Genomic DNA, 19645 nt, shown 5'->3' with positions numbered 1-19645 from the left:
TCCAACCCGGAAACGGCCCGGAGGAAGACATATGAGCAGCAGTCCCGTCCTGGCGGCGGGCGCCGCCTCGCATCGCGCGCAGGATCAGCGCGCAATGCGGTTGCGCACCCGCATCGCCATCATCGTCTTTGCCGGCCTGGCCGCGGGCCTGGCTCTGATTCCGATGGCCACGTCGAACATCTCGTTCGCGTTCTACCTGATGTTGTGGATCACCATGGCCAGCGCCATGAACATCTGCGTCGGCTTCACCGGCTATCTGCCGTTCGGCTACGTGGTGTTCTACGGCGTGGGTTCGTACGCCACCGGCATTTGCTACAAGATCCTGGGCTGGCCCATCCTGCCGTCGCTGCTGGCGGCGGGCGGCGTGGGCGTGGCGATCGCGCTGCTGCTGGCGCCCACGCTGCGCTTGCGCGGGGTGTACTTCGGCATCGTGAGCCTGGCGCTGGCCACCATCGTCAAGCTGATCATCTCCAACCTGCCGCAGTCCTTCACCGGCGGCAGCATGGGCATCATCCTGTCCAATGCCAACAACCCCACGCATAGCTACTACGCCATGCTGGCGGTGATGGGCGCCACCCTTGCCACCGTCACCTGGCTGTCGGTGTCCAGCCTGGGCCGCGCGCTCAAGGCCATTCGCGACGACGACGGCGCGGCCGCCTGCGTCGGCATCCACGTGCCCAACACCCGCCTCAAGGCCTGGCTGCTGGCCGCGCTGTTCCCGGCGCTGGCTGGCGGCATCGAGGCCTGGTACACGAACGTGGTGGATCCGGAGTACGCCTTCCACGTGCTGATCACCGCCAAGAGCATCATCTACGCGATGGCGGGCGGCTTCGGCACCATCCTCGGACCAGTCGTCGGCACGCTGGCGCTACTGGGCATCGACCACATGATCTGGCAGAAATTCCCGGTGGTGAACCTGCTGCTGCTGGGCCTGATCATCGTGCTGCTGATGCTGTTCCTGCCGCGCGGCATCGTCGGCAGCCTGATCAAACGCAAGCCGCAATTGCGCCGCTACATCGCCTGAGGAACCGCCATGACCGGACTGATTATCCAAGGGCTGATCAACGGCCTGATCCTGGGCGCCATCTACGGCCTGATCGGCGTGGGGCTGAACGTGATCTTCGGCGTGCTGCGCGTGGTCAACTTCGCGCACGGCGAATTCCTGGTGCTGGGCGCGTACTTCGCCTTCTATCTGATGGAGTACGCCGGCATCAATCCGCTGGTGGCGCTGCCGCTGGCCTTCGCCGCATTCTTCCTGGCGGGCTACTTGCTGTACTTCGTGCTGATTCCGCGCTTGTCCAAGGCGGACGATCCCGAGATCAGCTCGCTGCTGCTGATGTTCGGCGTGTCCATCATGCTGGGCGCCATCATGCTGCTGGTGTTCGACGCCGACGCGCGTTCGTTGCCCTATGAGATCGAGCCCGTGTTCCTGAAATTCGGGCCGGTGCTGATCCCGACCGTGCGCCTCCTGGCGCTGGTGATCGCCCTGGCCATCATCGGCGCGCTGACGGTGTTCCTGTACCGCAGCCAGCTGGGCAAGGCGCTGCGCGCCATCATCATGAACCGCGACGCGGTGCGCATCGTGGGCATCAACGCCGAACGCCTGTCGGCCGTGGCCTTCGGCCTGGGCATCGGCCTGGCCGCCGCCAGCGGCGTGCTGGTGGCGATGGTGTTTCCAGCGTTCTCGCCGTTCATGGGCAACGACTACACGCTGATCGGCTTCATCGTCATCGTGCTGGGCGGGCTGGGCCATCCGGTGGGCGCCCTGGTCGGCGCGCTGCTGTTCGGCGTCACGGAGCAAGTCTCGGTGGTGTTCTTCAATCCTTCCATTGCCACCATCTGCGGCTTTGCGCTCATGGTCGCCACCATCTTCATCCGGCCCAGCGGACTCTTCGGCCGCCAGGCGCTGCGCTAACAGGAGCCGGACACATGTTGAAAGTCAGCAATCTCAAGAAGCGCTTCGGCGGGCTGGTCGCCTTGCAGGGCGTGGACCTGGACGTGCCGCGCGGCTCCATCCTGGGCGTCATCGGCATGAACGGGTCAGGCAAGACCACCATGCTCAACTGCATCAACGGCATCTACACGCCGGACGAGGGCCGTATCGAGCTCGACGGCCAGAACATCGCCGGCAAGCAGATCCACGAAGTCGCGCGGCTGGGCGTGGGCCGCACCTTCCAGGTGCCGCGCATCTTCCGGCAGCTGACCCTGCTGGACAATCTGGAGGTCGCGCAGCAGCAGACCGGCCGCAGCGCCGACGAGCGTTACGCCCAATCCGAATACTGGCTGCACAAGGTAGAGCTGCACCGGCTGCGCCACAACTACGCCGAGGAGCTGTCCGGCGGACAGCAGAAGCTGGTGGAACTGGCGCGCATCATGGTGGCGCGACCCAAGGTGGTGTTGCTGGACGAGCCTTTCGCGGGCGTCAATCCGGCGCTGGCGCAACTGCTGATCTCGGTCATCCGCGAACTGCCGGGCGAGCACGACTGCTCGGTGGTGCTGGTGTCGCACGACCTGACCTCGATCTACCAGCTGTCCCACCACATCATCGTCATGAACGAAGGCGCCATCCTGAGCCAGGGCAACGCCGAGCAAGTGCGCGCCGACCCCCGCGTGGTCGAAGCCTATCTGGGAGCCTGACATGAGCACGTCGATACTCGCGCTGGAAGACGTGACCGTGGCCTACCACGGCGACATCACCATCCTGAACCACGTCAACATCCAGGCGCGCGCGGGCAAGGTGACGGGCGTCATCGGCCCCAATGGCGCCGGCAAGTCCACGGTGTTGAAGACCATGTTCGGCTTCCTGCCGCCGCGCACCGGCCGCATCACGCTGCGCGGCGCGGACATCAGCGCCCAGCCCTCGCACGAGCGCGCCAGCAACGGCGTGGCCTTCGTGCCGCAGCACCGCAGCCTGTTTGGCGAATTGTCGGTGCACGACAACCTGCTGCTGGGCTGCTGGCCGTTCCGCAAGGACAAGGCTCGCGTGCGCCAGCGCATCGACTCCGTCTATGACCGCTTCCCGATCCTGGCGCAGAAGCGCGACGACCCCGTCTCCAGCATGAGCGGCGGACAGCAGCGTTTCGTGGAGTTCGGGCGGGCCTTGTTGATCGAGCCGTCCGTCATCCTGCTGGACGAGCCCACCGCCATGCTGGCGCCCAAGATCTCCAAGGAGATCTACACGCTAATCCGCGGCTTTGCCGACGAGGGCATGACGGTGGTGCTGGTGGACCAGAACGTGCGCCGCTGCGCCGAGGTGTCCGACTATATGTACATCCTGGAACTGGGCCGCAACAAGGCCGAGGGCGGGCGCGAAGCCTTCGACGACGGCGGCGGGTTGCGCGAGATGGTTGCGTCCTGGATGGATTACAAGATTGATTGACTGCGGGTCAGAGCGGTCGCCCCAGCCGCTTTTCGACCTGGCGCTTTTTCCATTGGTTCGGAGTCACCAAGGTAGCCGATAGGACGGCGCAGCGATACGACAGGGGCACGACAGCGGGGCGACGGACACCCAGGCTCAGTGTTTCAGCGTCCAATCGTCCAGCCGCAACCCGGGCACGCGGGAAAATTCACGCGTGTTGTTCGTAACAAGTACCAGGCCGCGCGAGCGGGTGTGGCCGGCGATCATGGCGTCGTAGGGGCCGATGGGCGTTCCGGCGCGCGCCAGTTCCGCGCGAAGCTGACCGGAATCTGCTGCCGCGTCATGGTCATAGTCGAGCACTTCCAGGCGCTTCAGGAAGCCGTCGACCACGGCGTGATTGCGGGTGGGGGCGGCGGACTTTTCCGCGCCACAAGCGAGCTCCATGGCGGTGATCGCGCTGATACATAACTGGCCCTGCCGTCGGTTGAACGCCTGCTTCACTGCGTCGGGCTTGTTCTTGATGGCAAAGATGCAGGTATTCGTGTCCAGCACGAACTTCAGTGGCATGAGCGGCCTCCTGCCCTGTCCACGGGTTGATCGCGGTCGTTGAGAAAGTCGGCAGTGACGGACTCGCCTGCGAACCAGGAGTCCCAGGACCTGTCGGCGGGTGCCGGCGCCGGCGCCGGCGTTTGCCGTTGGTTGATGGCGACGATGTACCCCAGTGCCGGACTGGCTGGCCGGGCGGCGGTTTTGCGCCGGCCTGCTGGGCGGCCATGGGAAGTTTTATAGATGGATTCTGATTTCATGGCGCTCTCCTCGACTGATGTATGGCGCCCGCCTTTTATAGCGCGCCGCATGTCTCCCGCCTATGACGGCTTACCGCAGGTCGCTGCGAGCCTAGTGCGGCTTCGGCTGGGTTCCGTGCTGTTGCGGGTGGCGGCAAGGCCGCGCAGATCCGGCCCGTGGCATCGCCGCCACGCCCGCCGGGCTTTGCATTTTTTGACGATCCGGCACGACCCGCCTTGCGCTAATCTGGCTGCGCCATCATCCCCAAGGCGAGGCCCACGCCATGACCTTTCTCGCAAGCGCCAACCTGCTGCGCCGCCGCGACGGGCACGAAGCCCGCGTCACTTTCGTCGAGCTGTTCTTCGATCTGGTGTACGTCTTCGCGGTCACCCAGATCTCCCACGGTCTGCTGCATGATCTGACCTTGTTGGGCGCGCTCCACTCCCTGGTGCTGTGGTTCGCCGTCTGGCTGGGTTGGCAATACACCTGCTGGGTCACGAATTGGTTCGATCCCGACGCCGTGCCCATGCGCATCATGCTGTTCGCCGTGATGCTGGCCGGCCTGGTCTTTGGCGCCGCCCTGCCGGGCGCGTTCGGCGCCACGGGGCTGGTGTTCGCCGTCAGCTACGCGCTGATCCAGGTGGGACGCACGCTATTCATCGTGCTGCACCTGGGGCCTGCGCATCCGCTGGCGCCCAACTTCCGCCGCATGCTGGCGTGGCTGTGCGTGTCGGCGGTCTTGTGGATTGCAGGCGGACTGTCCCAGGACGGCACGCGGCTGGCGCTGTGGGCGCTGGCGGTGGCCTGCGAGTATCTGTCGCCCATGATCGGCTTTCGGTTTCCCGGCCTGGGGCGTTCCGCGACCAGCGAATGGACGATCGAGGGCGGCCACCTGGCCGAGCGCTGCCAGCTGTTCGTCATCGTGGCGCTGGGCGAAACCCTGCTCATCACCGGCGCCACGCTGGCAGGCCTGGAGCGCTGGAACGCGCCCGCGCTGATCGCGTTGCTGGCGGCTTTCCTGGGCACGGCCGCCATGTGGTGGGTGTACTTCGACACCAGCAGCCGTGACGGCAGCGAGGCCATCGTGCATAGCGACGATCCAGGCCGCATCGGCGCCTGGTTCCACTATGTGCACGTCATCCTGATCGCCGGCGTGATCGTGTCCGCCGTGGCCAACGAGCTCGTCATATTGCATCCGGACGGGCGCATCGCCATGCCGGCGGCCGCCGCGCTGATCGGTGGCCCGGCGCTATACCTGGCGGGCAACGGTATTTACAAGACAGTGGTCTACGGCCGCTTCCCGCTGTCGCACGTAGTGGGGCTGGTGCTGCTGGCCGTGCTGGCGCCCGTGGCCTTTGTGACCGACAACCTCATGGTGGGCGGTTTGACCACGTTGATCATGATTCTGGTGGCGGCGTGGGAGAGCGTGTCGCGGCGCAGGGCGCATGCCGGCGTTCCGCCAGGAATCGCGGAGTAGCGTCAATCCCGTGAGGGCCGGAGGGCTGCCCCAGAGGGAGCCGTTGGATGCCCCCGTGGAGCTGGCAGGCGGCGGCTTTCAGCAAAGCCGCCGCGCGGCTCAGATCAGGCCGCGTATCCCTGCAATGCCGTGCGCGCCGTGGCGCAGCGCCTGCGATACGGTCTGGGTGGACTGGCCGCCCAGCGCGAACACCGGGATGCCGGCGTCGCGATTGCCCGCGACGAAGCCTTCCCAACCCAGAGTCGCCGCGCCGGGGTGGCTGGGCGTGTCCAGCACGGGACCCAGTACCGCGAAGTCGGCGCCGAGTTCGCGTGCGTGGACGACCTGGGCGTTGTCGTGGGCCGACACGCCGACCAGCGCGCCCGCGGGGAGTTCAGGGCGCGCCGTGAGCTTGGCGGCATCGGCCGCGCGCAGATGCACGCCGTCGGCCTCGCGCCACCAGGCGGCGGGATGGACGCTGTTGACCAGCAGCCGGGCGCCCGCGGCGCGGCAGCGCTTCTGCACCTGTTGCAGCACTTCATGCAGCGAAGGCGAGGCCACGCCGTCCGGCCATTGCGGTTCGCGCAACTGCACCAGCTTGACGCCGCGCGCCAACGCCGCTTCCAGACGGCCCAGGAAAGCGGCCACGCCGGCACGCGAACCCACGGAGCTGATGCCGTAGGACGTGGGCAACTGCAGCCAGCGCAGCGGGGGCAGGGTGGCGGGCAACAGATCGCCCACCGATGCGGCCTGCGCAGGGGCGACCCATTCCAGGCGCTGGTTTTCCAGGCTGCGCGGTTCGCCCTCCCAGCCGGTGACGTGGCAGAACGCCAGGCGCACCGTGGTGTGGGGGTAGGCATGCACGTAGGTGACCCAGGGGCGCGACTGGGTGACGCGGATGCCGATTTCTTCCTGCAGTTCGCGCGCCAGGGCTTCCAGCACGGTTTCGCCGGGTTCGAGCTTGCCGCCGGGCAGCTCCCACCAGCCCGCCCAGGGCTTGCCTTCGGGGCGCTGTCCCAGCAGCAGCATGCCGTCCGGACGCAGGATCAGGCCGGCGGCGACGTCGACGATCTTTTCAGACATGACGGGCTGCCCAGTCGCGCGCGAACTGGTACGCCACGCGGCCAGAACGCGAGCCGCGCTCGATCGTCCATTGCAGCGCCTCGGTGCGCGAGGGTTCGATCTGCGCTTCCGGGCAGCCCAGCTCGCGCAGCCAGTGGTAGACGATGTCCAGATAGTCGTCCTGCTTGAAGGGGTAGAACGACAGCCACAGGCCGAAGCGTTCGGACAGCGAGATCTTTTCCTCGACGGTTTCGCCGGGGTGGATCTCGCCGTCGGGCTGATGCTTGGCCGCCAGGTTCTCGCTCATGTATTCCGGCATCAGGTGGCGCCGGTTGGACGTTGCATAGATCAGCACGTTGTCGCCCGAGGCCGACACCGACCCGTCCAGCACCGACTTCAGCGCCTTGTAGCCGGCCTCGCCTTCCTCGAAAGAGAGGTCGTCGCAGAACACAATAAAGCGTTCGGGACGGGAGGCGACCAGCTCGACGATGTCGGCCAGGTCGCCGAGGTCGGACTTGTCCACTTCGATCAGGCGCAGCCCGCGGTCGCCATAGGCGGCCAGCATGGCCTTGACCAGCGAACTCTTGCCAGTGCCGCGGGCGCCGGTCATGAGCACGTTGTTGGCCGGCTTCTTTTCCAGGAACTGCAGGGTGTTGCGATCGATGATGCCCTTCTGGCGCTCGATGTGCTGCAGGTCCGCCATGTCGATGCGCGCGACGTGGCGTACGGCGTCCAGCCAACCGCGCGCGCCGCGCTTGCGCCAGCGGTAGGCGTGGGCGGTCCAGTCGATTTCGGGCGTTGCGGGCGGAAGCCAGGCTTCCAGCTGCGCCAGCACGCGCTCGGCGCGCTGGATAAGGGTGGAGAACTCGGTTGCGGTCACGTCTGAAGTCCCGGAAGTTTCGGATCAGGAGCGGTAGTCGGCGTTGATCGACACGTATTCGTGCGAGAAGTCGCAGGTGTAGACCGTGTCGCTGACCTGGCCGCGGCCCAGGGCGATGCGCACCTGGATCTCGGCCTGCTTCATCACGCGCTGGCCGTCGGCTTCCTGGTAGGCGGGGTTACGGCCGCCGTCCTTGGCCACCAGCACATCGTCCAGCCACAGGCGGATGTTGGACACGTCCAGGTCGTCGATCCCGGCGTAGCCCACTGCGGCCAGGATGCGGCCCAGGTTGGGGTCCGAGGCGAAGAAGGCGGTCTTGACCAGCGGCGAGTGGGCCACGGCGTACGCCACCTTCAGTGCTTCCTCGGTGGTGCCGGCCTCTTCGACGCGGATGGTCATGAACTTGGTGGCGCCTTCGGCGTCGCGCACGATCTTGGTCGCCAGTTCCAGCGCGGCGGCCGTCAGGGCTGCGCGCACGGCGGCGTAGGCCGGATCGGATTCGGCGTTCACTTCGACGCCCGACTTGCCGGTGGCGGCGATGATGAAGGAGTCGTTGGTGGAGGTGTCGCCGTCGACCGTGATGCGGTTGAACGAGGCGTCGGCGATTTCGCCGGCCAGCTTGGACAGCAGCGGCTGGGCGATGCCGGCGTCGGTCGCCAGGAAGCTCAGCATGGTGGCCATGTTGGGCCGGATCATGCCGGCGCCCTTGCTGATACCGGTGAAGGTGACGGTCTTGCCGTCGATCTGCACCTTGGCGGACGAGATCTTCGGCAGGGTGTCGGTCGTCATGATGCCGTGGGCGGCGCTGAACCAGTGGTCGGCGCCCAGGTCGGCGATGGCGGCGGGCAGGCCGGCCACCAGGCGGTCCAGCGGCAGCGGCTCCAGGATGACGCCGGTGGAGAAGGGCAGGACTTCGGCCGCGGGCACGCCCAGCAGCTTGCCGAGCGCGGCGCAGGTGTCCTTGGCTTTTTGCAGGCCTTCTTCGCCGGTGCCGGCGTTGGCGTTGCCGGTGTTGATGACCAGCGCGCTGATCGGGCCGCCGGCGGCCAGGTGGGCCTGGCAGACCTGCACCGGCGCGGCGCAGAAGCGGTTGCGCGTGAACACGCCGGCCACGCTGGTGCCCTGCGCGAAGCGGAACACGGTCAGGTCGCGTCGGTTGGCTTTGCGGATGCCGGCCTCGGTAACGCCGATTTCAACGCCGGCAACAGGAAAAATTTCGGACTCGGAGGGGATCTGCAGATTAACGGCCATGACTTCGTCTCATGTATGAGCAGGACGGAATCGCCGCCAGGCGAGGCGGCGCGCGGGGGAAAGCTTCGTATTATCCCACCGGATTGGGACAGCGTCCGGTCAGGGGCCGATCCGCATGGCCGCGACGTCCAGCACGCCGGCCTCGCGGTTGCCCAGCACGCTGCGCACGGCGCCGTCCGGGGACTGCAGCACCGACCTGCCCGCCGGCACGTCCTCGCCGCCCGCGCGCCGCGCCGAACGTCCGCGCGACGGCGAGAACAGCAGGTCGCCGGGCTGGGCGCCGGGCAGGCGGGGGTTGGCGGCCAGCACCCGGGTGCCGGGCTGGTAGGTCATGTCGCCCAGTACGGTCTCGCGCGCCAGCAGGCCTTCGAAATCCAGCATGCGGCGCTGGCTGTCCAGCTGCATGTCCACCTTCAGCATGGGCATGCGCCCCACCTCCAGTGCCTCGCTGCCTTCGGTGCGCAGCAGCCAGCGCGGCGCGTCGGCGGCGCTGCCGCCATTGATGACCTTCAGCCAGGCGCCGGGCGGCACGGGCTGCTGGTTCAGGGTATTGCCTATGGCCAGATGGCAACTGGCAAAGCGCGGGCGGCCATCGTGCAGCACGAATTCAAGGCGGTGCCCATGCGCGCACAGCCAGCCGTCCTGCGCCTGGTCGCGCGCGATCTCCACCGACAGGGTCTCGGCCTGCTTGCTGCTGGCCGGGTAGCGGAACATGCGCGTGGCCGCGACGCCCTGGATGGAGGCGGGGTGGCTTTCGGGGAAGACGGCGAGATCGAACGATGCCAGATCGCCTGGCTTGGCCAGGCTGAGCACGGTGCCGGCCGGCATCTCCACTCCCGCCAATTGGGTGGACTGGGCCAGCACGGTCTTGCGGTCGGCGTCGGCCTGGGCGCTTTGCCGGGCCGAGAACCACAGGCTGAACTGCTGATAGGGAAAGATGGCGCCGACGATGGCAAGCAGGGCCATCAGGACGGCGCCGCCACGCCGGTGGCCGCCAAGCCATTCCCGGGCGCTGGACGTGGTGGCCAGCACGGCCAGCCAGGTCAGCAGCGTGGCCAGGCAGGCCAGCGAAGCTGCCATCAGCACGTAGAAATTACCGCCAGGAAGAGAAACCGGAATCATGGCGGCAATTATGCGCCAATCCGCAGGCGGACATGGGCGCCTGCGGGCGTTCAGTTCTTGGCGGATTCGGAGCGGGTCGCCACCACTTGCAGCTTGAGTTCGCCCAGGGCCTGGAACAGCGCGTTGCGGGTGCTTTCGGGCAGGTCGCCGAACATGGACTTGACCCAGGATTCGTGGGCGCGGGCCATGCGGGAGAAGCTCTTCTTGCCCAGCGGCGTAAGTTTGATGAGCGAGCTGCGGCGGTCGGATTCGACCTTGGTGCGCACCACCAGGCCTTCTTTTTCGAGCTGGTCGGTGATGCCGGTGATATTGCCGTTGGTGACCATCATGTGGCGCGACAGTTCGCCCATCTTCATGCCCTTGGGCGCGCGCTGCAATTGCGCCATCAGGTCAAAGCGCGGCAAGGTCGTGTCGAACTCATTGCGCAGGCGGCTGCGGATCTCGCTCTCGACGAGATTGGCGCAGGTCAGCATGCGCAGCCACAGGCGCAGCGCATGGTGATCGTCGGGCGCTGCGCGGGATTCCAGGTCGGGGGTGTCGGTCATGGCTATGGAAATTACCGGGAATGAGGGGCGGGCGCCAGATGCTGTCGATCGAGGATCGTCAGGCGGGCCGCGGCGTTGCCGGCGGCGCGCTTCTTGAGTATCGGCGGGATGTCGGGTACTGTCGCGCGAACGTCGCGCCGGGTATCCGGCACGGCGCGTTCATAGTTTGGGTGGAGGGTAACCATGGCGGTAGCTTATTAGTAAAAACCCTTTGGTAAAAACCCTAGACTTGTTTTGCCGAATACTTTAAACCTAAACTATGAAGCACGCCAGCCTTGGCTGTGCTGCACGAAGTTTTTCGAATCGCGATTTCAAAAAAGAACACCCTCTGCGCGGGCTCGCGCACGGAGCACACCACCATGCGTTTGATCACTTCCCTTCTGGCCGCCGCCGCCCTGGTGCCGGCACTGGCCGGCGCCGACACCATCAAGGTCGGCATCGCCAACGACATCTCCGGTCCGTTCTCCGCCCTGGGCGCCGAAGCCCGCGACGGCTTCAACCTGGCCATCAAGCAACTGGGCAGCAAGCTGGGCGGGCAGCCCGCCGAATTCGTGCAGACCGACATGGGCGGCAACCCCGATCAGGCCCGCCAACTGGTGACGCGCTACATCCAGCGCGACAAGGTCGATTTCTTCACCGGCCCCATCGGCTCGAACGTGGCGCTGGCCGTGGGCCCCGCGCTGTTCGCGGCCAAGGTGCCGTACCTGTCGAACAACCCCGGCCCCAGCCAGTTTGCCGGTGCGCAGTGCAATGCGTACTGGTTCGGCACGTCCTACCAGAACGACGCCTTCCACGAAGCGGCCGGCAAGGTTGCGGCGGATCGCGGCTTCAAGAAGATGTTCATCATGGCCCCGGACTATCCGGCCGGCAAGGATGCGCTCAACGGCTTCAAGCGCGGCTACAAGACCGCCCCGGGCGACGAGGTCTACACCAAGCTCGGCCAGATCGACTACGCCGCAGAATTGGCGCAGATCCGCGCCGCCAAGCCGGACGCCGTCTATATCTTCCTGCCGGGCGGCATGGGCATCAACTTCGTCAAGCAGTTCGTCTCGACCGGCCTGTCGCAAAGCGTCAAGCTGATCGGCCCGGGCTTCTCGGCCGACGAGGACGTGATCCAGGCCGTGGGCGAACCCATGCTGGGCATGTACAACACGGCGCAGTGGGCGCATGACCTGGACGTGCCGCAGAACAAGGCCTTCGTCGAAGCCTTCCGCAAGGAATACAACGGCCGCTACCCCTCGGTGTACGCTGCCCAGGCCTACGACGTGATCATGGCCATGGACGCTGCCGTCAAGCAGGCCGGCGGCAAGGCCTCCGACCGCGAAGCCATCGTGCGCGCGCTTGAAAAAGCCGACTACCCCTCGGTGCGCGGCAGCTTCACTTACGGCAAGAACCACTATCCCATCCAGTCTTATTACCTGCGTGTCGTCGACAAGGACGGCAGCGGCCGCATTACCAACAAGCTGGTGGGCAAGGTGTTCGACAAGTACCAGGACGTCTACGTCGGCGAATGTAAGCTGTAGAGGGAAAGACCCACCCCCGAAGCGCTGCGCGCTTCCCCCTCAAGGGGGCATGCCTGCGGACCGGCGAAGCCGGCTCCGCGGCATCCGGGTCGGGTGACACCGCTGCATGCGCCGTGCCTGGTGCGCGGACGCGATGCGCAATCAGATGGCTCTATTGATTAGGCCGCGAACCAGGCCATCGGCACTTCGCGGCAGGGGGAAGTCTTCATGACGTTTACGCTGATCGTCGAGCAATTGCTGAACGGTCTGCAGTTTGGGTTGATGTTGTTTCTGATCGCGGCCGGGCTGACCCTGGTGTTCGGCATCATGGACATCATGAATCTGGCTCACGGCTCGCTCTACATGGCCGGCGCCTATGTCGCCGCCGAAACCATGCAGCGCACAGGTTCATTCACCGCTGCCGTCCTGGTGGCGGCAGTCGCCACCGGCATCGTCGGCGTGGTGCTGGAACTCACGCTGATCCGCCGCCTGGCGCTGCGCGACCACCTGGCCCAGGTGCTGGGCACCTATGCCGTCATCCTCATCGCCAACGATCTGGTCAAGATGATCTGGGGGCCGGCCCCCGTCATGCTGAACATGCCGGCCGCGCTGTCCGGCCCGGTCCGGCTGCTGCCCGATCTGCTCTATCCCGCCTACCGCCTGATGATCATCGTGTTCGGTGTGGCCGCCGCCGCGGGCCTGTACTGGTTCGTGACGCGCACCCGTGCGGGCGTGCTGGTGCGGGCAGGGGCGTCCAACCGCCAGATGGCCACCCTGATGGGCGTGCGCGTGCCGCTGCTGTTCCTGGGCGTATTCGTGCTGGGCGCCATGCTGGCCGCCGTGGCCGGCGCCTTGCTCGGCCCGATCACGTCGGTACAGGTGGGCATGGGCGAGGAAATCCTGATCCTGGTGCTGGTATGCATCGTGATCGGCGGCATCGGATCGATTCGCGGCGCCTTTGTCGGCGCACTGTTGGTGGGCATGGTGGATACGGCGGGGCGGGCCTTCCTGCCCATGCTGCTGCGCCAGGTCTTTTCCCCGGCCGTGGCCTCCAGCGTCGGACCGACGCTGGCCGCCATCGCCATTTATGTATTGATGGCGGCAGTGCTGGTGTTCCGGCCCTCCGGCTTGTTTCCGGCGCGGGGTTGAGCATGAAATCCATGATCTGGACCGTGGTCCTGCTGGCCGCGCTGGCCGTATTCCCCCTGGTCGCGCCGGCGTTGGGCCTGGACTTTTACATTTCCTTCGTGCGGCGCGTGCTGATCTATGCGCTGGCCGCGACCAGCCTGAACCTGATCCTGGGCTATGGCGGCATGGTGGCGCTGGGACACGCGGCGTTCTTCGGCGCGGGCGCGTACGCGGTCGGCATCCTGGCCATGTCGGGCGTGACGTCCGCCCTGATCGTCTGGCCCGTGGCCATGCTGCTGGCGGCGGTGCTGGCCTGCATCACGGGGGCGATTTCGCTGCGCACCCGCGGCGTGTACTTCATCATGATCACGCTGGCCTTCGCGCAGATGCTGTTCTACATCTTCATCTCGCTGCGGCAGTACGGCGGCGAGGACGGGCTGAACCTGCCGGGCTACTCCAGCCTGCCGGGCATCGACCTGGCCAATGACGTCAGCTTCTATTACCTGGTGCTGGCGCTGTTCGCGCTGATCATGTGGGTGTTCGGCCGCGTGGTGACCTCGCGCTTTGGCACCGCCCTGCAAGGCATACGCGAAAACGAATCGCGCATGGAATCCATGGGTTATCCGGTCTATCGCATCAAGCTGATGGCCTTCACGCTGAGCGGCGCGGTGGCCGGCCTGGCCGGCGCGTTGCTGGCCAACCATAATCTCTTCATCTCGCCCAGCCTGATGCACTGGACCCAGTCGGCCAACCTGCTGATCATGGTGCTGGTGGGCGGCATCGGCCTGCGCTATGGCGGCGTGGCGGGCGCCGTGGTCATGCTGACCCTGGAGGAAGTGCTGCGCCTGTGGACCGAATATTGGCACCTGCCCCTGGGCGTGCTGCTGCTGTGCGTGGTGTTCGGCGCGCCGCGCGGCCTGGTCGGGCTGTTCGGCCCCTTGTTCAGCGGCCGCGCCGCTGCCACCCAATCCGGCAAGGCGGGATCATGAACGCAGCTGTAACGCCGGCCCTGCAGGCCACGGGACTGGTGCGCCGCTTCGGCGCGCTGGTCGCCACCGACAATGTGTCGCTGTCCCTGAACCCGGGCGAGATCCATGCCCTCATCGGCCCCAATGGCGCGGGCAAGTCGACGCTGATCCATCTGCTGTCCGGCACGTTGACGGCTGACTCGGGCAAGCTGACGGTAGGCGGACGCGACGTCACCAGCATGAACGCCCATCAGCGAGTGGCTGCCGGGCTGTCGCGGTCGTACCAGATCACCAATATCTTCAAGCAATCCTCCGTGCTGGACAACCTGGTGCTGGCGGTGCAGGCGCATGCCGGCAGCAGCTTCCGCTTCTGGAAGCCGCGCGCCGCCGAATCGGCCCTGTACGAGCAGGCGCGCGAGCTGGCCCGGGAATGCGCCATCGACGCCAGCCTGCTGGAACGCCCGGCCGGCACCCTGCCGCACGGCGAACAGCGCAAGGTCGAATTCGCGCTGGCCCTGGCCGCACGGCCTGCCGTCCTGCTGCTGGACGAACCCATGGCGGGCATGGGGCCCGACGAAACCGTGCGCCTGACCGAATTGATCGAATCCATGCGGGGCCGAGCCGCCATGCTGCTGGTCGAACACGACATGCAGGCGGTGTTCCGCCTGGCCGACCGCCTGTCGGTGCTGGTCTACGGTCGCGTCATCGCGACCGGCACCCCCGACGAAATCCGCGCCAACCCGGAAGTGCGGCAAGCCTACCTGGGCGACGAGGAGACCGCGTGATGCTGACCATCGAATCCGCCAAGAGCGGTTACGGCGCCAGCCAGGTGCTGTTCGGCGTGGACCTGCAAATCGGCGCGGGTCAGGTCGTGACCTTGCTGGGCCGCAATGGCATGGGCAAGACCACGCTGCTGCGCACCTTGTTCGGCCAGTTGCCCCTGCGCGGCGGCAAGATCCAGTTCGCGGGCCAGGACATCAGCGGCTGGAGTCCGGACCGCATCGCCCGGGTCGGCATGGCCATCGTGCCGGAAGGGCGGCAGTGCTTCCCGAACCTGACGGTGCGCGAGCACCTGACGGCCTTCGTTGCCGCCCGCAACCCGGACATCGGCGAACCCTGGACGCCGGAGCGCGTTTTCGAACTCTTTCCCCGCCTGCACGAACGCGCCCGCAACATGGGTAACCAGCTCTCGGGCGGCGAACAGCAGATGCTGGCCATCGGCCGGGCGCTGGTCACCAATCCGCGGCTGCTGATCCTGGACGAGGCCACCGAAGGCCTGGCGCCCAAGATCCGCGAGGAAATCTGGAATTGCCTGGCGCGCCTGCGCCAGGCCGGGCAGACTATCCTGGTCATCGACAAATACGTCGAACGGCTGCTGAGCCTGGCGGACCGCCACGTGATCCTGGAGCGCGGCAAGGTGGTGTGGACCGGGGACTCCCAGGCCCTGGACGCCGATCGCGGCCTCTGGGAGCGCTATCTGGGCGTGTAGCAAGAAAGCTGCAATGTAAACAGGCAAACGCTGCCAGTCGTGAAATAAAAAGCAATAAATCGACATTTACATTGCAGTAGTGCAACTTAGGACGCCCGAGCGTCTTACAAGCGTTTGCTCCTGTTTCAATTGGATCCACTGTTCTCTACACTTGTCGCGCCGGACGTGCCTCGAGGGTACGCCTGCAACAGGCTCATGGCTGGACAAGCGGGGCAAGCGCGCGGCGAAACATCGTTACACAACGAAAGTCTGCCCATGCGTCCCCTTCACGCACGTTACGTCTTATCAGGCAGTAAGGAAGACTTTGCATGGCGAAATGGGGTTTGCGCAGAAAATCGTTGATGGCGCTGTTGCTGGCGTGCCTGGTTGCCCTGGCGCCGGCGGCCCTGATCGGCTGGCAGGTGCTGGACGGGGTCAGGGAGCACTTCGGACGGGCTTTCTCCGACAACTTCACGCAATTGAACCGCCAGCGCATCCTGGCGCCGGTGTCCCGTGAACTGGCCCTGTCGCAGCGGTTGGCGGATAGCGAGGTCACTCGCCGCTGGCTGCGGCACGAAAGCGATCCGGCCGCGCGCGAGCTGTTCTTTCGCGAAGCCGACGGCTACCGCCGCGATCTGCTGGGACGCGCCTACTTCATTGCCAGCGCCGCCTCGGGCAATTATTACTTCAACGACGACCAGCCCCTGTCCGAGACGCCGCGCTACACGCTGAGCAAAAGCGCTGCCGACGACGCCTGGTTCTACCTGACGCTGGCGTCGCCCGCCAAATACAACATCAACGTCAACCCGGACCTGAAGCTCAAGACCACCAAGGTCTGGATCAACGTCCAGGTGCGCGACGGCGACCGGGTCATCGGCCTGACCGGTTCCGGTCTGGACGTAGGCGGATTCCTGCGTGAATTCGTCAACAGCGGCCAGCCCGGGGTCACGCCCATCATCGTCGACGAGGAAGGCGCGATCCAGGCCCACATGGACGCCTCGCTCATTGCCTACAACTCGGGCGCGGGCGGCGCTGCCCGCGGCACGGTGTTCAACCTGCTGGACGGCGGCGAGGGCCGCGCCGAGCTGGCCGCGGCCATGAAGGCGGCGCGGACCGACCCGCAGTCGGTGCAATCCGCCTGGGTCAAGATGGACGGCATCCGGCAGCTGGTGTCCGTAGCCTACATGCCGGAACTGCATTGGCACGTGCTGACGGTGGTGGACCTGGGCGCGGCCCGGGTACTGGACACGGATTGGCTCTGGCCCGCGGCGATCGGCCTGGTGGTGCTGTTCGCGGCCATGTTGCTGTGCTTCGGCTACGCCATCGAGCGCCTGATGCTGCGCCCCTTGCGCCGCCTGCAGCAGTCGGCGCGCGCCATCGCCGACGGCAGCTACGACGTGCGCCTGCCTCCGGGCGGCCAGGACGAAATCGGCGACCTCAGCCGCGCGTTCGGCGTGATGGCGGACAAGGTGCGCCAGCACACGGCTGAACTCGAAACCAAGGTGCGCGAGCGCACCTCCGAACTCGAGGACGCCAATCGCGCCATGGCCGCCGCGCACAAGAAAATCGACGACTCCATCGATTACGCCAGCCTGATCCAGCGCGCCATTCTGCCGGATCGCCAGCTTACCCAGTCCCTGGGCGCGCATCATTTCGTGCTGTGGAAGCCGCGCGACGTGGTGGGCGGCGACTTCTACGTATTCCGCTCCGACGGCGCCAACTGCCTGCTGGGCATCATGGATTGCGCCGGCCACGGCGTGCCCGGCGCATTGATGACCATGCTGGCCCGCGCCGCCATAGATCTGGCGATCACCGAGGCCGGCCCGGCCGACCCCGCCGCCATTCTGACCCGCACCGACAACGCCATCCGCGCCATGCTTGCCGACGCGCAATTGCCCCGTGCGCTGGCCACGAACACGGATGCGGCCCTGGTTTATATTGACCGCCAGGGCGGCCGGTTGCGCTATGCGGGCGCCAAGATCAGCCTGTACGCGAGCAACGGCGAGGAACTGCGCGAGGTGCCCGGCGGCAAGCGGGCGCTGGGCGACAAGCGCACCGAGACCTACGAAAACATCGAACTGCGGATGGAGCCCGGCTGGACCTACTACCTGGTCACGGACGGGTTCCTGGACCAGGCGGGAGGCGAACACGGCTTTGGCTTTGGCAATACCCGGTTCGCGGAAATGCTCAAGACGCACGCGCGCCGGCCGTTAACCGAACAGGCGGCCGCCTTTACCCAGGCGCTGGCAGAGTACCAAGGCGGGCGGCCGCAGCGTGATGACATCACCTTGCTGTCGTTCCGTTTCGAATAAACGTTATCAGGGCGGTTACCCCCATGAATGCCTCCGATCTTTACGCATTGGGCGAACGGTTCAACCAGAATCGCACTCTGTTGTGCTTCAACGGACCGACTTCCCGCAGCCTGATCGAGGAAATCGGCAATGCGCTCAAGAACTATCTGAACGCGGAGCACGCGCGGCCGGCCGAGGCCATGGACGTTTTCTCCGTCTACATAGAGATGATCCAGAACATCCGCCAGTACGCCGCGCTGCATGACGACCTGGACGCCTCGGCCACCGTGGTGATCGGCCGCCGCGATGAAAGCCGCTACGTGGTGTCGGCGGGCAACCTGGTCAAGGCGGAGGACGGCGAGGCGCTGGTCGCCCGCATCCAGGAACTGGCCGCGCTGGACAAGGCGGCGCTGAAGGCCGAGTACAAGGCGCAGCTGCACAAGCCGCGCGCCCAGGGCGTCGCCTCGGGCGCCGGCCTGGGGCTGATCGATATCGCCCGCCGCGCTGGCGCGCCGCTGGAGGCCAGCCTGACGCCCGCCGCAGCGCCCGGGCAGGCCTTCTTCAGCCTGAGCGTCGTGATCTGAAGGCGTGCCGGGCCAAGAATATATTTGGAGCAACTAATGAACGATTTGAACATTCCCGGGACCCAGTCCACGCCCGCCATCACCGCCGACACCGCTGCCGGCGTGCTGGCGATGCGCGGCGACTCCTATCCCGAGAATTCCTTCGAGCTGTTCGGTCCCGTCATCGAATGGGTCGAAGCCTATCTGCTGAGCAGCGCCGCGCCCCTGAAGCTGGAGCTGGAACTGCTCTACCTGAACACCAGCAGCATCAAGTCCGTCATGGACATCTTCGATCTGCTGGAGGCTGCCCACAACAAGGGCCGCGAGGTCAGCGTCACCTGGTTCTACGACATGCGCAATGAGCGCGTCGGCGAACTGGCCGAGGAATTCAAGGAAGACTGCACGTTTCCCTTTTCCGTTGTCGGCCGCCAATGAAATCCGACGCCGCCCAGCTGGACAAGCGCATCGCCGAATTGCTGGCGGATCCGGTCTATCAGGGCCATCCGTTGCATGAAGCGCTGGACGCGCTCTGGCGGCATACGGCCGAACAGATGGCGCGCATCGAGCGCGTGACCCAACTGTCGGACGCCTACCAGAGCATGGCGCACGAACGCGAGCTGGGCCTATGCGACCGTTTCGACCGGCAACTGCGCCGGCTGACCCGCATCGCGCGCATCTCGGACCACTACCAGAACATGATGCGGGACCTGAACTCCGCATTGCAGGAAACCTCCAATCGCGATCCCTTGACCGGCCTCTTGAACCGGCGCGCCTTGATGGAAATGATCAAGCAGGAGGTCTTGCGCGTGTCTCGCGGCGGATCGACCTTCGTGGTGGCGATGCTGGACGTGGATCATTTCAAGTCGGTCAACGACCGCTATGGCCATGAAACAGGCGACCGCGCGCTGGTCGAGCTGGCCGGCGCGTTGGGCGACAACTTGCGCGAATACGATCTATGCGGCCGCTGGGGCGGCGAGGAATTCCTGGTGCTGCTGCCCAGCACCCAGCCCGAGGACGCCCAGCGCGTCATGGACCGGCTGGTGGGCGCGGTGCGCGCCTTGGCAATCACGGTGGGAGATGGCGTGTTGAGATTGACGGTCAGCATAGGCATGGCATATCACCAGTTGGGAGAAACTTTCTCTGAAACGCTCAGCCGTGCGGACCAGGCCTTGTACCTGGCCAAGCAGGACGGACGCGACCGCGTCGAACTCGGGTTTCCGAAGCGCAGATGAAACCGGATCAGCTGTTATCCGGCATGGAGCCCC

At 66.1% G+C, this 19645-nt stretch carries 20 protein-coding genes; 14 read left to right on the top strand and 6 right to left on the bottom strand.

Annotated features, from left to right (window positions below; genetic code table 11):
• The first annotated feature begins 31 nt into the window (after nucleotides 1-31).
• From IB259_RS16235 to IB259_RS16220, 4 genes are read left to right on the top strand one after another with little or no spacing between them, the layout of a single operon-like run.
• A complete protein-coding gene (locus IB259_RS16235) occupies nucleotides 32-1024 on the top strand; it encodes a branched-chain amino acid ABC transporter permease (RefSeq protein ID WP_054459260.1) in 993 nt (330 codons plus the stop codon).
• Between the two features lie 9 nt (nucleotides 1025-1033).
• On the top strand, nucleotides 1034-1915 hold the full coding sequence (locus tag IB259_RS16230; RefSeq protein ID WP_054459258.1) for a branched-chain amino acid ABC transporter permease: 882 nt from the start codon (nucleotides 1034-1036) through the stop codon (nucleotides 1913-1915).
• 14 nt (nucleotides 1916-1929) lie between these two features.
• A complete protein-coding gene (locus tag IB259_RS16225; protein ID WP_054459256.1) occupies nucleotides 1930-2637 on the top strand; it encodes an ABC transporter ATP-binding protein in 708 nt (235 codons plus the stop codon).
• Nucleotide 2638: 1 nt separating this feature from the next.
• On the top strand, nucleotides 2639-3379 hold the full coding sequence (locus tag IB259_RS16220) for an ABC transporter ATP-binding protein (protein ID WP_054459254.1): 741 nt from the start codon (nucleotides 2639-2641) through the stop codon (nucleotides 3377-3379).
• A 135-nt stretch (nucleotides 3380-3514) separates the two neighbouring features.
• Here the strand turns inward: IB259_RS16220 and vapC are convergent, their stop codons facing one another.
• Complete coding sequence (gene vapC, locus IB259_RS16215; protein WP_192329599.1) at nucleotides 3515-3925, bottom strand: tRNA(fMet)-specific endonuclease VapC; 411 nt, start codon at nucleotides 3923-3925, stop codon at nucleotides 3515-3517.
• Nucleotides 3926-4427: 502 nt separating this feature from the next.
• Here vapC and IB259_RS16210 point away from each other — a divergent pair.
• Nucleotides 4428-5621 carry a low temperature requirement protein A gene (locus IB259_RS16210; RefSeq protein ID WP_192329597.1) on the top strand — a complete coding sequence of 398 codons (1194 nt, stop codon included), beginning with the start codon at nucleotides 4428-4430 and terminating at the stop codon, nucleotides 5619-5621.
• 99 nt (nucleotides 5622-5720) lie between these two features.
• Here the strand turns inward: IB259_RS16210 and IB259_RS16205 are convergent, their stop codons facing one another.
• From IB259_RS16205 to IB259_RS16185, 5 genes are all read right to left on the bottom strand, one after another.
• Nucleotides 5721-6683 (bottom strand): Nudix family hydrolase, encoded by a 963-nt coding sequence (locus tag IB259_RS16205; RefSeq protein ID WP_175159722.1) that lies wholly within the window; start codon nucleotides 6681-6683, stop codon nucleotides 5721-5723.
• Nucleotides 6676-7542, bottom strand: coding sequence for an ATP-binding protein (locus IB259_RS16200; protein ID WP_054459246.1), 867 nt, complete (start codon nucleotides 7540-7542; stop codon nucleotides 6676-6678). The genes IB259_RS16205 and IB259_RS16200 overlap by 8 nt, the downstream gene beginning before the upstream one ends.
• A 24-nt stretch (nucleotides 7543-7566) precedes the next feature.
• On the bottom strand, nucleotides 7567-8793 hold the full coding sequence (gene argJ / locus IB259_RS16195) for a bifunctional glutamate N-acetyltransferase/amino-acid acetyltransferase ArgJ (protein ID WP_054459243.1): 1227 nt from the start codon (nucleotides 8791-8793) through the stop codon (nucleotides 7567-7569).
• Between the two features lie 99 nt (nucleotides 8794-8892).
• The gene (locus tag IB259_RS16190; RefSeq protein ID WP_192329595.1) at nucleotides 8893-9915 is read right to left on the bottom strand and encodes a hypothetical protein; all 1023 of its coding nucleotides are present in this window, start codon (nucleotides 9913-9915) and stop codon (nucleotides 8893-8895) included.
• 50 nt (nucleotides 9916-9965) lie between these two features.
• A complete protein-coding gene (locus tag IB259_RS16185; RefSeq protein WP_054459239.1) occupies nucleotides 9966-10460 on the bottom strand; it encodes a MarR family winged helix-turn-helix transcriptional regulator in 495 nt (164 codons plus the stop codon).
• Between the two features lie 359 nt (nucleotides 10461-10819).
• On the opposite strand from IB259_RS16185, the gene IB259_RS16180 reads away from it, so the two are divergent.
• The 9 genes from IB259_RS16180 (at nucleotide 10820) to siaD (ending at nucleotide 19612) form a co-directional block, all read left to right on the top strand.
• Complete coding sequence (locus IB259_RS16180) at nucleotides 10820-11983, top strand: ABC transporter substrate-binding protein (protein WP_054459234.1); 1164 nt, start codon at nucleotides 10820-10822, stop codon at nucleotides 11981-11983.
• Between the two features lie 207 nt (nucleotides 11984-12190).
• Entirely contained in the window at nucleotides 12191-13111 is a 921-nt protein-coding gene (locus IB259_RS16175; RefSeq protein WP_013391329.1) for a branched-chain amino acid ABC transporter permease, read from the top strand.
• Between the two features lie 2 nt (nucleotides 13112-13113).
• On the top strand, nucleotides 13114-14079 hold the full coding sequence (locus tag IB259_RS16170) for a branched-chain amino acid ABC transporter permease (protein WP_054459232.1): 966 nt from the start codon (nucleotides 13114-13116) through the stop codon (nucleotides 14077-14079).
• Nucleotides 14076-14843: an ABC transporter ATP-binding protein gene (locus tag IB259_RS16165; protein ID WP_054459230.1), complete on the top strand. Its 768-nt coding sequence runs from the start codon at nucleotides 14076-14078 to the stop codon at nucleotides 14841-14843. The genes IB259_RS16170 and IB259_RS16165 overlap by 4 nt, the downstream gene beginning before the upstream one ends.
• On the top strand, nucleotides 14843-15547 hold the full coding sequence (locus tag IB259_RS16160; RefSeq protein ID WP_059373986.1) for an ABC transporter ATP-binding protein: 705 nt from the start codon (nucleotides 14843-14845) through the stop codon (nucleotides 15545-15547). Before IB259_RS16165 ends, IB259_RS16160 begins: the two co-directional genes overlap by 1 nt.
• Before the next feature lie 308 nt (nucleotides 15548-15855).
• A complete protein-coding gene (gene siaA, locus IB259_RS16155) occupies nucleotides 15856-17838 on the top strand; it encodes a biofilm regulation protein phosphatase SiaA (protein ID WP_225596867.1) in 1983 nt (660 codons plus the stop codon).
• Nucleotides 17839-17861: 23 nt separating this feature from the next.
• Entirely contained in the window at nucleotides 17862-18401 is a 540-nt protein-coding gene (siaB, locus tag IB259_RS16150; protein ID WP_054459227.1) for a biofilm regulation protein kinase SiaB, read from the top strand.
• 36 nt (nucleotides 18402-18437) lie between these two features.
• Nucleotides 18438-18815 carry a biofilm regulation phosphoprotein SiaC gene (gene siaC / locus IB259_RS16145; protein ID WP_054459225.1) on the top strand — a complete coding sequence of 126 codons (378 nt, stop codon included), beginning with the start codon at nucleotides 18438-18440 and terminating at the stop codon, nucleotides 18813-18815.
• On the top strand, nucleotides 18812-19612 hold the full coding sequence (gene siaD, locus IB259_RS16140) for a biofilm regulation diguanylate cyclase SiaD (RefSeq protein ID WP_054459223.1): 801 nt from the start codon (nucleotides 18812-18814) through the stop codon (nucleotides 19610-19612). The genes siaC and siaD overlap by 4 nt, the downstream gene beginning before the upstream one ends.
• The last annotated feature ends 33 nt before the right edge of the window (nucleotides 19613-19645 follow it).

This window comes from Achromobacter sp. ACM04, assembly GCF_014851465.1.
Classification (GTDB): domain Bacteria; phylum Pseudomonadota; class Gammaproteobacteria; order Burkholderiales; family Burkholderiaceae_B; genus Achromobacter; species Achromobacter aegrifaciens.
Note: the sequence above shows the minus strand (reverse complement) of the source record. Positions and strands in the feature narration are given on the sequence as shown.